Annotated in this window: 13 protein-coding genes; 8 read left to right on the forward strand and 5 right to left on the reverse strand. The window is 64.8% G+C overall.

The window, feature by feature from the left end; genetic code table 11:
- Positions 1 to 58 precede the first annotated feature (58 nt).
- From CXP40_RS10240 to CXP40_RS10255, 4 genes are read right to left on the reverse strand one after another with little or no spacing between them, the layout of a single operon-like run.
- Positions 59 to 658, reverse strand: coding sequence for an ABC-type transport auxiliary lipoprotein family protein (locus tag CXP40_RS10240; RefSeq protein WP_106733620.1), 600 nt, complete (start codon positions 656 to 658; stop codon positions 59 to 61).
- Positions 655 to 1,572, reverse strand: coding sequence for an MlaD family protein (locus CXP40_RS10245; protein WP_106733621.1), 918 nt, complete (start codon positions 1,570 to 1,572; stop codon positions 655 to 657). Before CXP40_RS10245 ends, CXP40_RS10240 begins: the two co-directional genes overlap by 4 nt.
- Positions 1,573 to 2,358: an ABC transporter ATP-binding protein gene (locus tag CXP40_RS10250; protein WP_106733622.1), complete on the reverse strand. Its 786-nt coding sequence runs from the start codon at positions 2,356 to 2,358 to the stop codon at positions 1,573 to 1,575.
- The gene (locus CXP40_RS10255; RefSeq protein ID WP_106733623.1) at positions 2,355 to 3,494 is read right to left on the reverse strand and encodes an ABC transporter permease; all 1,140 of its coding nucleotides are present in this window, start codon (positions 3,492 to 3,494) and stop codon (positions 2,355 to 2,357) included. Before CXP40_RS10255 ends, CXP40_RS10250 begins: the two co-directional genes overlap by 4 nt.
- Positions 3,495 to 3,590: 96 nt before the next feature.
- Between CXP40_RS10255 and CXP40_RS23965 the strand changes: the two genes are divergently transcribed.
- The 4 genes from CXP40_RS23965 (at position 3,591) to CXP40_RS10265 (ending at position 6,532) form a co-directional block, all read left to right on the forward strand.
- A complete protein-coding gene (locus CXP40_RS23965; protein WP_256579274.1) occupies positions 3,591 to 3,716 on the forward strand; it encodes a hypothetical protein in 126 nt (41 codons plus the stop codon).
- Positions 3,717 to 3,914: 198 nt separating this feature from the next.
- Complete coding sequence (locus tag CXP40_RS23825) at positions 3,915 to 4,082, forward strand: hypothetical protein (RefSeq protein WP_177429652.1); 168 nt, start codon at positions 3,915 to 3,917, stop codon at positions 4,080 to 4,082.
- A 235-nt stretch (positions 4,083 to 4,317) separates the two neighbouring features.
- Positions 4,318 to 5,238: an aldo/keto reductase gene (locus CXP40_RS10260; protein WP_106733624.1), complete on the forward strand. Its 921-nt coding sequence runs from the start codon at positions 4,318 to 4,320 to the stop codon at positions 5,236 to 5,238.
- Position 5,239: 1 nt separating this feature from the next.
- Positions 5,240 to 6,532, forward strand: a complete 1,293-nt coding sequence (locus tag CXP40_RS10265; protein WP_106733625.1) for an NTP/NDP exchange transporter — start codon at positions 5,240 to 5,242, stop codon at positions 6,530 to 6,532.
- A gap of 8 nt (positions 6,533 to 6,540) precedes the next feature.
- On the opposite strand, the gene CXP40_RS10270 is transcribed toward CXP40_RS10265, so the two are convergent.
- A complete protein-coding gene (locus tag CXP40_RS10270) occupies positions 6,541 to 7,440 on the reverse strand; it encodes a LysR family transcriptional regulator (protein WP_106733626.1) in 900 nt (299 codons plus the stop codon).
- Between the two features lie 98 nt (positions 7,441 to 7,538).
- Here CXP40_RS10270 and CXP40_RS10275 point away from each other — a divergent pair, with 98 nt between their 5' ends.
- The 4 genes from CXP40_RS10275 (at position 7,539) to CXP40_RS10290 (ending at position 12,402) form a co-directional block, all read left to right on the forward strand.
- Positions 7,539 to 8,780, forward strand: coding sequence for a 3-hydroxyacyl-CoA dehydrogenase (locus CXP40_RS10275; RefSeq protein WP_106733627.1), 1,242 nt, complete (start codon positions 7,539 to 7,541; stop codon positions 8,778 to 8,780).
- A complete protein-coding gene (locus tag CXP40_RS10280; RefSeq protein ID WP_106733628.1) occupies positions 8,777 to 10,567 on the forward strand; it encodes an acyl-CoA dehydrogenase C-terminal domain-containing protein in 1,791 nt (596 codons plus the stop codon). The genes CXP40_RS10275 and CXP40_RS10280 overlap by 4 nt, the downstream gene beginning before the upstream one ends.
- A gap of 137 nt (positions 10,568 to 10,704) precedes the next feature.
- Positions 10,705 to 11,868, forward strand: a complete 1,164-nt coding sequence (locus tag CXP40_RS10285) for an iron-containing alcohol dehydrogenase (protein WP_106733629.1) — start codon at positions 10,705 to 10,707, stop codon at positions 11,866 to 11,868.
- Positions 11,869 to 11,967: 99 nt separating this feature from the next.
- On the forward strand, positions 11,968 to 12,402 hold the full coding sequence (locus tag CXP40_RS10290; protein ID WP_106733630.1) for a thioesterase family protein: 435 nt from the start codon (positions 11,968 to 11,970) through the stop codon (positions 12,400 to 12,402).
- The last annotated feature ends 3 nt before the right edge of the window (positions 12,403 to 12,405 follow it).

A 12,405-nucleotide genomic window follows, 5' to 3' on the forward strand; every position in this document is an offset into this window, starting at 1 on the left:
CTACCTGGCCAGCTTGTGTGTACCATCGGCGCTCGGGATTCGGTGCGCGCGGCGCACCCTACGGGTTAGCGCGTTGCCCTTCGTCCAGCGTCCAGTCCACCAGCTCGCGGGACAGCCTATCCCCAGCCTGGCCGAAGGCGGCTACCACCGAGGCAATCGAGGTGTCGCGCGCCGGCTGACTGACGCTGAAGCGGCGGCTGGCGAGGATGCGCTGATCGCGCCCGTCGACCAGGCGCACGTCGAGCTGGATCAGTGCCTCGGCAACGCCATCGCGATACTGGCTGTGGAAGCTGCGCAGGTCACTGACCAGCTCCAGGTCGGCCTGCAGGCGTTGCTCTTCGTTGCTCAATGCCTGAACGCGGCCATCATCCTGAAACGCGTCGAGCAGACGGCCTCGCAGCAACTGCGGCGTGCGCTCGCTCCAGCGCACGCCCTGGTAGGTGTTGACCCGGCCGGGCTCGGGCAGCACGACGATGCGTGTGCCGTCTAGCAACTGGTTGCTGACCGGGCTGTTCACTCGCAGCGACCAGTCGACGCCCTGGGTTTGTGCCGGCAGGGTGGCGCCTGGCAGCAGGTAGATATCCAGGGGCTCGCTCTGCGGCAGGATCGAGCAGGCGCTGAGCAGGCCGGCGGCCAGCAGCAGGGACAGGCGCTTCATGGTTGGAACTCCTTGATGCTGTCGTTGCGCAGCAGGTAGCCGGTGGGGTCCTGCTCCAGGCGGCGAGAGAAGCTGCGCAGGGCGCCGAGGGTGTCACGCAGTTCGCTAACTGCCGGGCCCAGCTCACCGAGACTCTGCATACCGTTGTCCAGCGCGCTGCGGTTGTTTTGCAGCAGCTCCTCGATATTGCGGCTGCTGCGTTCCAGCGAGGCCATCAGGCGCTCGGCGTTCTCCAGCACCTGGCTGCCCTGGCCATCGAGCAGGCGATTGGCCGTGCGCATCAGTTCGGCCGCTTCGCGGGTGGCGGCACTGGTCTGACGCAGGGTTTCACCCAGCTCATCACGCTGCTCGGCGATGCCGGCAGTGGCCTGCTCCAGATTTTCCAGCGTGCGCGACACGCGCTCGGCGTTCTCGCGTGACAGCATGCGGTTGGCGCGATTGAGCAGGCGGGTGATGTTGACCACCAGGTCTTCGCCGTTGGCCATCAGCCGCGACAGGGGCGAGCGGTCGGCGATGATGATGCCGGGTTCGCCATTCGTGCTTTCCAGCGGTGGGCTTTCCGGGCTGCCGCCATGCAGCTGGATCACCGCCAGGCCGGTGATGCCGGTGATCGCCAGGCGGGCGCGGGTGTCCTGCTTGATCGGCGTATGGCCGACGATGCGAATCCGCGCCCGCACGGTACGCGGATCGTTCGGGTCGAGCCCCAGGCTGATCACGTCGCCGACCTTGATCCCGCTGTACTGCACGGCGCTGCCCTGCGACAGGCCGGTGACCGCCTCGTTGAAGATCACCTCGTAGTCGGTAACGGCGCGATCAGCGCCGGCCTTGTTCAGCCACAGGCCGAACAGCAGCGCGGCGCCCACCGTGAGCACGGTAAACAGGCCGATCAGCACATGATGGGCTCTGGGTTCCATTCATTGACTCCCTACCGCTGCGGCGGCCTGTGCAGCCGCGCGTCCACGCGGGCCATGAAAATAGTCCTGAATCCAGGCGTTGTCGGTGGCAGCCACCACGTCCAGGCGGTCGGCCACCAGCACCTTCTTCTGCGCCAGCACCGCGACCCGGTCGCAGATGCTGTAGAGCGTGTCCAGATCGTGAGTCACCAGAAATACACTCAGACCGAGGCTGTCGCTGAGGGTGCGGATCAATTGGTCGAAGGCCGCCGCGCCAATCGGGTCGAGGCCGGCGGTGGGTTCGTCGAGAAACAGGATGTCAGGGTCGAGCGCCAGGGCACGGGCCAGGGCGGCGCGTTTGACCATGCCGCCGGATAACGAACTGGGGTACTTGCTGCCGGCATCCTGCGGTAGGCCAGCGAGGGCGATCTTGATCCTGGCCAGGCGCTCGGCCGCGGCGCGCGACAGGCCGGCGTGTTCGATCAGCGGCAGGGCGATGTTCTCGCTGACGGTCAGCGAGGAGAACAGCGCGCCGCGCTGGTAGAGCACGCCGAAGCGCCGTTCCAGTTGCGAGCGCCGCTCCGCCGGCAGGCTCAGCAACTCTTCGCCGAACACGCGCACAGTGCCGGCATTGGGCTGGCGCAGGCCGACGATGCTGCGCAGCAGCACGGATTTGCCGGTGCCGGAACCGCCGACCACGCCAAGGATCTCGCCGCGATAGAGATCGAAATCCAGGTGCTCGTGCACCACCTGGCTACCGAAGCGGTTGCTCAGGTCGCGCACCTCAATGACCTTGTCCCTGCTCACCAGCCCATCTCCATCAGGAACAACGCCGCCAGGGCGTCGAGCAGGATGACCACGAAGATCGATTGCACCACCGCCGAGGTGGTGTGCTCACCCACCGACTGTGCGCTACCGCTGACCTTGAAACCTTCCAGGCAGCCAATCAGGGCGATCAGGAAGGCGAAGATCGGCGCCTTTAGCAGGCCGACCAGAAAGTGCCGCAGCAGGTCGCTTTCCTGCAGGATCGACAGGTACATGGCCAGCGGAATATCCAGTGACAGCGCGCAGACCAGCGCGCCGCCGAGCATGCCGCTGAGCATGGCGATGAAGGTCAATATCGGCAGGGCGATGAGCATGGCGAAAACGCGCGGCAGCACCAGCAGTTCGATGGGGCTCAGGCCGAGGGTGCGGATGGCGTCGATCTCCTCGTTGGCCTTCATTGAGCCGATCTGCGCGGTGAAGGCGCTGGCGGTGCGGCCGGCCATGAGAATGGCAGTGAGCAGCACACCGAATTCGCGCAGGAAGGAGAAGGCCACCAGATTCACCGTGTAGATGCTGGCGCCGAAGTCGGCGAGGATGGTCGCGCCGAGAAAGGCCACCACGGCGCCCACCAGAAAGGTCAACAGGGCGACGATGGGCACGGCATTGAGCCCGCATTGCTCCAGGTGCGCGGTCAGCGAGGTCAGGCGCCAGCGCGTCGGCCGCACCAGTATCGCCAGCATGCTGGTCAGGGTCAGGCCCATGAAGCCGAGCAACGCGCGGCCCTGGTGCCATATGCTTTCGACCACTTCGCCGATGTGCCCAAGCACTTCACGCAGCACCGACGGCTCCGGCGGTGTCTGAGCCTGCTGGCTGTCGGCCATGGCATCGGCCACTGTCAGTAGCAGTGCGCGGCGTTGCTTGTTGAATTCGCTGTTTTTGCTGAGCTGGCGTAGGCGTTCGCTGCCGAACAGTTCCACCAGCAACGCGGCACCGGCGGTATCCAGCGCGGCCAGGTCGCTCAGGTCGACGGACTCCTCGCCCTGCAGGCGTTCGCGTAGGGCCAGCACCTGGGGTTCGAGCTGGCTGTAGTGGGCCAGCGTCCAGTCACCACCCAGCCGCAAGCTGCTGGCGGCGTCCGTGCTGCTGGTCTGCTGCGAGGTCAGGTAGGGAGTGGTCATCGCCACAGCTTAGCGCTGCTCGGGCGCCTGAGGCCAGTCGTGGCGCTCACTCGAGGTTCTGCGCCTCTTCCCGAGCGACCCCGCAGGCCATTGCTGATGGCCCGTATCGCGCAGGCTTTGCACCTGCTGCCAACGCAGGGCAAGCGCATGCCATGGAATCTGCTCCAGCATTACCTGCCCGATCTGGCACTGCTGCACTACGGCAAACTGGAAGACGATTAGCTGATGTTTTCCACCCCTCGGAAAGAGCCGCAAGCGGAGTCAGCGCAGCCCTGATGTGACGGGGGTATAGCGAATGTCCTACAAGAAATTACATAATCGCGCCGCTTTCTTTCCTGGCATTGCGCCACTACCATTTTGCGATATGTGTCACGGATGAGCCACTGGGTGCAGGGTCACCCATTACATGAGGAGTCGGCCATGAAGGAACAGCGCCACCTGCCCGCACTGCGTGCGCATATCGAGCAGCTATTGAGCAAAGGCTGGGTGATCGCCAGTCGCAGCCCCCTGACCCTGCAGAACGGTCATCGCTGCTTTCTCGTCTCCCATGGCATGCTGATCAGCGACTCTTCTTCGCGCGCAGCCTGATAACTGTTTCCCGACCGCTGCGCCGTTATCCCGCCTGGCGCAGCGGCGTTTTTGGTTACCGGATATTGCGTCCGTAGCCTGCCGTATTTCCCCTCTTGCGCCCGTCACTGCCGGCCTCCGGCGGATTCCCTTGCTGTCTTTCTCGGTCGATAGCGAATCGGTAACGGTTGTAACGCCTTGGTCTGAACGCGGTCAGTGCCTATAACCAACCGGTCACTGTTAGAGGAGCCACGTCATGCCTACTCGTCGCCGAGTCCTGCAAGGTAGCGCCAGTCTGGCAGCGTTAGCTGTCCTGATGCCCTGGTTACCGTCCTCCGTCTTCGCCGCCGAAACACTGCTGAGCCGGGCGATTCCCAGTAGCGGTGAACTGCTGCCGGTGATCGGTCTGGGTACCTCACGCACCCACGATGTGGCGATGAGCGACGAGGCGCTACAGCCCTTGCGTGAGGTGTTGCAGGCGCTGGTCAACGGTGGCGCCAGCCTGGTGGATACCGCGCCCAGCTACGGGCGGGCCGAAGCGGTGTGTGGCGCTCTGGCCGCAGAAGGCGACATGCGCAAAAAACTGTTTCTGGCCAGCAAGGTGTCCTCCACCGGGCGTTCTGCTGGCGAGCGGCAGGTCGAAGCCAGTTTCGCCGCGCTCAAGACCCACACCATCGACCTGATGCAGGTGCATAACCTGCAGGACACCAGCTCTCAGCTTGGCCTGTTGCGCGAGCTGAAAGAACAGGGCCGGGTACGTTACATCGGCGTGACTCACTATCTGGATTCCGCCCACGAGCGCTTGCTCGAGGTGCTGCGCAAGGAACCGGTGGATTTCGTCCAGTTCAACTACTCCATCGGCGAGCGCAACGCCGAGCGCGAGCTGTTGCCATACTGCGCCGACAAGGGCATCGCAGTGCTGATCAACCGGCCTTTCCAGCGCTCGGCCCTGTTCGATCGGGTCAAGGGCAAGAGCCTGCCGGACTGGGCTGCGGTGGAGCTCGATGCAACGTCCTGGGCACAACTGATGCTCAAGTACATCCTTGCCAACCCGGCGGTAACGGCGGTGATCCCGGCCACCTCCAATCCGCGCTACATGGCTGACAACATTCTCGCCGGCCAGGGCCGCCTACCCGACGCGGCGCAGCGCCAGCGCATCATCGAGCTGTTCGCCTGAGATGCAGGCGCTTACTCGGCGCCTGGCGCGTGCGATCAATGCCGAAGGTGAGGAGCTGGCTGCGGTGCTGGCCGGTTTTGCCTTGTTCTTCTGTCTGTTCGCCGGCTATTTCATGTTGCGGCCGATCCGTGAGGCGATGGGCATCACTGGTGGTGTGAACAATCTGCAGTGGCTGTTCACCGCGACCTTCGTCGTCATGCTGTTGGCTGTGCCGCTGTTCGCCTGGCTCAACTCGAAAGTCCCGCGTATCCATTTCATCGACTGGGTATACGGCTTCTTCTGCCTCAACCTGCTGGCCTTTGTCCTGCTGTTTCGCATCGACCACGACAGCGTATGGCTGGCGCGGGTGTTCTACGTGTGGATCTCGGTCTACAACCTGTTCGTCATCTCGGTGGCCTGGAGTCTGATGGCCGACGTGTTCGATGGCGCCCAGGCGCGGCGGCTGTTCGCCTTCATTGCCGCGGGTGCCAGCGTCGGTGGGCTCTGTGGGCCGCTGTTGAGCGCTGTTTTGATCGGCGCTATCGGTGAGTCCGGCCTGATGCTGATGGCTGCCGTGCTGCTCGGTGCGGCCATGGCGCTCAAGCGTCACCTGATGGAGTGGCGCGAGCGCCAGGGCGCCGGGCGGTCAGGGGCGCTAGCCAACGAGAGCCCGCGCAGGCCAGTCCCAGGCAATCCGTTCAGCGGGCTGACGCGTATGCTCGGTTCGCGTTATCTGCTGGGTATCGGCGCGTTCATTTTGCTGCTCACCTCGGTGAGCACCTTTCTCTATTTCGAGCAGGCGCGCCTGGTGGCCGAGCTATTCCCCGATCGCGCCGCCCAGGTGAAGGTGTTCGGTGTGATTGATTTCGTTGTGCAGGCCGGTGCCCTGGCTGCGCAGTTGTTCATCACCGGGCGGGTGGCGCAGAAGCTGGGCGTACGTGTGTTGCTGTCGCTAGTACCGGCACTGGTGTGTCTGGGCTTTATCGGCCTGGCGCTGGCGCCGACTTTCGCCATGCTGGCGGGGCTGATGATCGTGCGACGTATTGGTGAGTACGCCTTCGTGCGACCGGGGCGGGAAATGCTCTTCGCCCCGCTCGACGCCGAGAGCAAGTACAAGGCGAAGAACTTCATCGACACCGTGGTCTATCGCGGCGGCGATGCCCTCAGCGGTTGGGCCAAGGCCGGGCTGGACATGCTCGGCCACGGCGCCTGGCTGGTGGCCATGGTCGGTGCTCTCTGTGCAGCGCTGTGGGGAATGTTAGGTTGGTATCTGGGCGGACGCGCCGATAGGCAGGCGGAAAGACAGGACGGGTGACTGGGTAATCATCCCGCCACCGCGACGATCTCCTCGATCAGCCATTGCAGCGCGGCATCGCGTTGGCGTTGTGCCAGGCTGACTACCTCCAGATGGAAAGGCCCGAGGGTGAAGGGCAGGTCGAACAACTGCAGTGGCAGCAGCGTGGCGAAATGTCGGGCGAGGGCGGTGGGCAGCACTGCCGCCAGCTCGCTGCCAGCGACGATATGTGCCGCCTGCAGGTAGTTCGGTGTGGTGTAGAGAATCTGCCGCGACAGGCCTTGTTCGCCCAGCCACTGATCGACCATGCCGCGGGTCTGCCCACCATGCACCCAGAGGTGGCGCAGGCGCAGGAAGGTGTCCAGATCCATGTTGCCCTGGCGCAGCAGCGGATGATCGCGGCGCACCGCCAGCTTGAGCGTCTCGCTCATCCAGTGGCGACGGGCGAAGCGCGCCGGCATCTCGTCGAAGCGGCCCAGCACCAGATCCAGCTCGCCCTTGTCCAGCGCCTCCATCGGCAGGCTCGGGCTGAGGTGGCGAATGTCGATGCCGATGCCCGGCGCTTTATGGCTGATGCGGTCGAGCAGGCGCGGCATGCATACCAGCTCCACGTAGTCGGTGACGGCGATGCAAAAGCGCTGGCGGCTTTCGCCCGGCTCGAAGGTCTCGCCGGCGCTCAGGCTCTGTTCCAATTGGCGCAGGGCGCTGCGGATCGGGGCTTCCAGCGCCAGTGCTCGTGGCGTCGGTTGCATGCGCCGGCCCACACGCACCAGCAGCGGGTCGCCGAGCAGCTCGCGCAGGCGCCCCAGCGCATTGCTCACGGCGGGCTGGCTCAGGGACAGGCGTTCGGCGGCGCGCGACACGTTCTGCTCGCGCAGCAGAGCGTCCAGCACCCGCAGCAGGTTGAGGTCGAAATTGCTGAAATTCATCTGCTGAATACGTCGTATCACAAGACTAAATTTCAAAAATAGTAGCGGCTTGCTTATCGTGACCCAAGCTTTTCCCTGCGTATTCGAAAGGAACAACAATGACTCAAGTCGTCTCGCCGCTTCGCTGTGCCGCTGTGATCGGCGCCGGCACCATGGGCCGCGGTATCGTCATCAGCCTGGCCAATGCCGGCCTGCGCGTGCTGTGGCTGGACAACAACCCGCAGATGGTCGAGCAGGGCCTGGCGATGGCCGAGGAAACCTGGACGCATAACGTCGCCAAGGGTCGTATCCATTCACTGGAGGCGGCAGCGCGACGCGCACGTATCGAAGCGGTGGACAGCTACGCGGCCCTGGCCGACGCTGACCTGGTGATCGAGGCGGTGTATGAAAACCTCGAACTCAAGCAGCGCATCTTCCGCGAGCTGGACGCGGTGATGAAGCCCGGCGCGATCCTGGCCAGCAACACCTCGGCGCTGGATATCGATGCCATCGCCGCCGTCACCGCGCGGCCGGAGGCAGTGCTGGGCCTTCACTTCTTCAGCCCGGCGCACATCATGAAATTGCTGGAGATCGTCCGCGGCGCCAAGACCGCGCCAGCCGTGCTGGACGCCGCTCAAGAGCTGGGCGAGCGCATGGGCAAGGTGGCGGTGGTGGCCGGTAACTGCCACGGTTTCATCGGCAACCGCATGCTGCACACCTACGTGCGTGAGGCTCGCATGCTGCTGCTCGAAGGCGCCTTGCCGCACCAGGTGGACGCGGCGCTGCAGGGCTTCGGCTTCGCCATGGGGCCGTTTCGCATGTACGACGTGGTCGGCATCGACCTGGAATGGCGTGCCCGTGAACTGTCCGGCCAGGGCCAGGACGACCCGGCGGTACAGGTGGACAACCGCCTGTGCGAACTGGGCCGCTTCGGCCAGAAGAGCGGCAAGGGCTACTATCTCTATGCGCCCGGCAGCCGCCAGGCCGAGCATGACCCGGTCGTCGACGGGCTGGTGCAGATGCAATCGGAGCGCCTGGGCTTCAGTCGCCGTGATATCGGCAACGAGGAGATTCTCGAGCGCTGCCTGCTGGCACTGGTCAACGAAGGGGCGAAGATTCTCGAAGAGAACATCGCCGCCAACAGCCACGATATCGATCTGGTCTATCTAAATGGCTACGGTTTCCCTGCCGAGCGCGGTGGCCCGATGGCTTGGGCCGACGGCGAGGGCGTCGGCGCCATTCGTCAGCGTCTGCTGCAACTGGCCGAACGCTTCGGTAGTCATTGGCAACCGGCGGCGTTGATCGAGCGTCTGGCCGCCGACAACAAGCGCTTCAGCGACGTGCAGGAGGGCCGGGTATGAGCTATCAGGCGCCATTGCGCGATATGCGCTTCGTGCTGCACGAACTGTTCGACGCTGCCGGCCACTGCGAGCGTCTGGGCAACGGCCTGGATCGCGAGCTGATTGACGGCGTGCTGGAGGAGGCTGCGGCCTTTGCCGCAGGCGAGGTCGCGCCGCTCAATCGCAACAGCGATGAGGAGGGCTGCCACCTGGAAAACGGCCAGGTCAGCACGCCCAAAGGCTTTGCCGAGGCCTATCGGCAGTACGTGGACAACGGCTGGGCGAGCATGACCGGCCCGGTGGAGTGCGGCGGCCAGGGCTTCCCACAACTGGTGGCCTTTGCCTTTCACGAGATGCTGATGGGCGCGTCGTTGTCGTTCCGCGTCTACTCCGGGCTGACCGAGGGCGCCGTGCTGGCGCTGCACAGGCACGGCAGCGAAACGCTGAAGCAGCAGTACCTGGGCAAGCTGGTCAGCGGTCAGTGGACGGGCACCATGTGCCTGACCGAGCCGCAGGCCGGCACCGACCTGGCTCTGCTGCGCACCCGCGCCGAGCCGCAGGCCGATGGCAGCTACAAAGTCAGCGGCAGCAAGATCTTTATCAGCGGCGGCGAGCAGGACATCTCCGAAAACATCATCCATCTGGTGCTGGCGCGTCTGCCGGATGCACCTGCTGGCGTGAAGGGAATTTCGCTGCTGCTGGTACCGAAGTTCATCGCCGCTGCCGATGGCACGACGGGCGAACGCAATGCGCTGAGCTGCGGCGCTATCGAGCACAAGATGGGCATCAAGGGCGCCTCCACCTGCGTGATGAACTTCGACGGCGCCACCGGCTGGTTGGTAGGCGAAGCCAACCAGGGCCTGGCCTGCATGTTCACCATGATGAACGACGCGCGCTTTCAGGTCGGCCTGCAAGGCCTCGGCATCGGCGAAGCAGCCTTCCAGGGCGCGCTACGTTATGCCCGTGAGCGTCTGCAGTCACGTGGTCTGGCGGGCGTGCAGGCGCCGGACAAGGCAGCCGATCCGATCATCAATCATCCCGACGTGCGACGCATGCTGTTGACCCAGAAGACCTTGGTCGAGGGCTGCCGCATGCTCGCCGCCTACACCGCGCGTCAGCTCGACCTCGAGCATGGTGCCGACTCGGCCGAGGCGCGCAAGGCGGCCGGCAAGCGCGCGGCGTTGCTGATCCCTATCGTCAAGGCGTTCTTCACCGACATGGGCCAGGAAGTAGCCAGCCATGGCGTGCAGGTTTATGGCGGTCACGGTTTCATTCGCGAGTGGGGCATGGAGCAACTGATGCGCGACAGTCGCATCACCCAGCTATACGAGGGCACCAACGGCATCCAGGCGCTGGACTATATCCGCCGCAAGTTGCTGGGCGACGGTGGGGCCGAGCTGTATGCGCTGCAGGCCGAGTTCAGCGCGCTGTGCGATGCCCAGGCCGAGCGCCCGACGCTGAAGGATATGGCGACCGTCGTGCAGGCTCGTCTGGGTGAATGGCGCGCGCTAAGCGCAGAAGTGATTGCCGTCTGTCAGCGCGACCCGCAGGAGATTGGCGCTACTTCGGTGGATTTTCTCCAGTACTCGGCCTATGTACTGCTCGCCGGTTTCTGGCTGCAAGCCGCGGCGCGGGCGCAGGATGCATTGGAGGCGGGTAGCGGTGAAGCGGCGTTCTACCAGGCCAAGTTGCACAGCGCCGATTTCTATCTGCGTCGTGTGCTGCCGCGCGCCAGTGCACACCGCGAAGCCCTGCTGGGTGGTTCGCAGTGCCTGATGGCCATGGATGAGGACAGTTTTGCGTTCTAACGCGGGTTATTGGTGCGCGCGGCGCACCCTACGTATTCAGGGTGCGCCTCGTACGTAGGGTGCGCTGTGCGCACCATCGGCCACCGATTGCACGATCAACCTCGGATTTCATCCGGGCTACAAAAAGAGGAGCACTCATGCACCCATTCAGCTTCGCCACCACCGCGCAGATCCTCTGCGAATTCGGCGCCAGTCTGCGTCTGGCCGAACTCTGTCGCGAGCGCGGCGCCCGGCGCGTGTTGATCGTCACCGACCCCGGTATCACCCGTCTCGGTCTGCTGGAACCGCTGCTGCCGGGTTTTTCTCGCGCCGGCATGAACGTGCGGATATTCGATCAGGTGCTGGCCGACCCGCCCGAGGCCGTGGTGCTGGCCGCTGTGGCCCAGGCCCGCGAGCTGCAGGCGGAGCTGGTGGTCGGCTTTGGTGGCGGCAGCTCGATGGACGTGGCCAAACTGGTGGCCCTGCTGGCGCATCCTGACTGCGCCCAGGCCCTGAACGAGATCTACGGCGTGGGCAATGCCCGCGGTCGGCGCCTGCCGCTGATCCAGGTGCCGACCACCGCCGGCACCGGCTCCGAGGTGACACCGATCGCCATCGTCACCACCGGCGAGACCACCAAGATGGGCGTGGTGTCGCCGCTGCTGCTGCCGGATCTGGCTCTGCTCGATGCCGACCTGACTATCGGCCTGCCGGCGACGGTCACCGCCGCCACCGGCATCGACGCCATGGTGCATGCCATCGAGGCCTACACCAGTGCGCTGAAGAAGAACCCGCTTTCCGACTTGCTGGCGCGCGAAGCGCTGCGCCTGCTTGCGGCCAACCTCGATGAGGTAGTGAGTAACGGCAGCAACCGCGAGGCGCGCCAGGCCATGTTGCTTGGTGCCTGCCTGGCCGGACAGGCCTTCGCCAACGCGCCAGTGGCGGCGGTGCATGCCCTGGCTTATCCCCTGGGCGGGCATTTCCATATTCCCCACGGGCTGTCCAACGCCCTGGTGCTACCGCAGGTACTGGCGTTCAACGCACCAGCGGCCGCGCCGCTGTATGCCGAGCTGGCGCCGCTGGTATTGGGCGAGCAGTTGCGGGCCGGCAGTGCAGCGGCGCAGACCGAGCAACTGATCGAGGCCCTGGCTGGCTTCAGTCAGCGCAGCGGCCTGCCGACGCGGTTGCACGACGCCGGAGTGAGCGAAGCCATGTTGCCCACGCTGGCGGCGGACGCCATGCTGCAGCAGCGCCTGTTGGTGAACAATCCGCGCGAGATGAACGAGCAGCAGGCGCTGGCCATTTATCAGGCTGCCTACTGACACTCACTGCAGTTGGTGCGCATGGCGCACCCTACCGGGCCGCCGCTATCCCTGCCGTAGGGTGCGCCGCGCGCACCGAAGCCACCCCAAGGACCCTCGATGAACCAACCCCAACACCTGCGTAGCGACTACCGTCACTTCCAGCCGATCACCACGCGCTGGCACGACAACGACATCTACGGCCACGTGAATAACGTGACCTACTACAGCTACTTCGACAGTGCGGTGAATGCCTACCTGATCGCCGAGGGTGGTCTGGATATCCATGACGGCGAAGTGGTTGGGTTCGTGGTCAGCTCGGCGTGCGACTACTTCGCCTCGATCGCCTTCCCCGAAGCCATCGAGGTCGGCCTGCGCGTCGGCAAGCTGGGCAATAGTTCGGTGCAGTACGAGCTGGCGATTTTCAAGGTCGGCGAGGATCAGGCCTGTGCCGCTGGGCGCTTCGTGCATGTGTTCGTCGACCGGACGAGTAATCGCCCAGTAGCGATCCCCGAGACCTTGCGTGCTGCGCTGGAGCGCTTGCTCACGACCTAGTCC

This window comes from Pseudomonas sp. YY-1 (assembly GCF_002843095.1).
Taxonomy (GTDB): domain Bacteria; phylum Pseudomonadota; class Gammaproteobacteria; order Pseudomonadales; family Pseudomonadaceae; genus Aquipseudomonas; species Aquipseudomonas sediminis_A.

Bases quoted from the DNA above. Each gene is read 5' to 3' on its own strand.
- CXP40_RS10275 (WP_106733627.1), top strand. From the start codon at position 7,539: ATGACTCAAGTCGTCTCGCCGCTTCGCTGTGCCGCTGTGATCGGCGCC.
- CXP40_RS10265 (WP_106733625.1), top strand. From the start codon at position 5,240: ATGCAGGCGCTTACTCGGCGCCTGGCGCGTGCGATCAATGCCGAAGGT.
- CXP40_RS10290 (WP_106733630.1), top strand. From the start codon at position 11,968: ATGAACCAACCCCAACACCTGCGTAGCGACTACCGTCACTTCCAGCCG.
- CXP40_RS10240 (WP_106733620.1), bottom strand. From the start codon at position 658: ATGAAGCGCCTGTCCCTGCTGCTGGCCGCCGGCCTGCTCAGCGCCTGC.
- CXP40_RS10255 (WP_106733623.1), bottom strand. From the start codon at position 3,494: ATGACCACTCCCTACCTGACCTCGCAGCAGACCAGCAGCACGGACGCC.
- CXP40_RS10285 (WP_106733629.1), top strand. From the start codon at position 10,705: ATGCACCCATTCAGCTTCGCCACCACCGCGCAGATCCTCTGCGAATTC.
- CXP40_RS23825 (WP_177429652.1), top strand. From the start codon at position 3,915: ATGAAGGAACAGCGCCACCTGCCCGCACTGCGTGCGCATATCGAGCAG.
- CXP40_RS10280 (WP_106733628.1), top strand. From the start codon at position 8,777: ATGAGCTATCAGGCGCCATTGCGCGATATGCGCTTCGTGCTGCACGAA.
- CXP40_RS10260 (WP_106733624.1), top strand. From the start codon at position 4,318: ATGCCTACTCGTCGCCGAGTCCTGCAAGGTAGCGCCAGTCTGGCAGCG.
- CXP40_RS10270 (WP_106733626.1), bottom strand. From the start codon at position 7,440: ATGAATTTCAGCAATTTCGACCTCAACCTGCTGCGGGTGCTGGACGCT.
- CXP40_RS10245 (WP_106733621.1), bottom strand. From the start codon at position 1,572: ATGGAACCCAGAGCCCATCATGTGCTGATCGGCCTGTTTACCGTGCTC.
- CXP40_RS23965 (WP_256579274.1), top strand. From the start codon at position 3,591: ATGGCCCGTATCGCGCAGGCTTTGCACCTGCTGCCAACGCAGGGCAAG.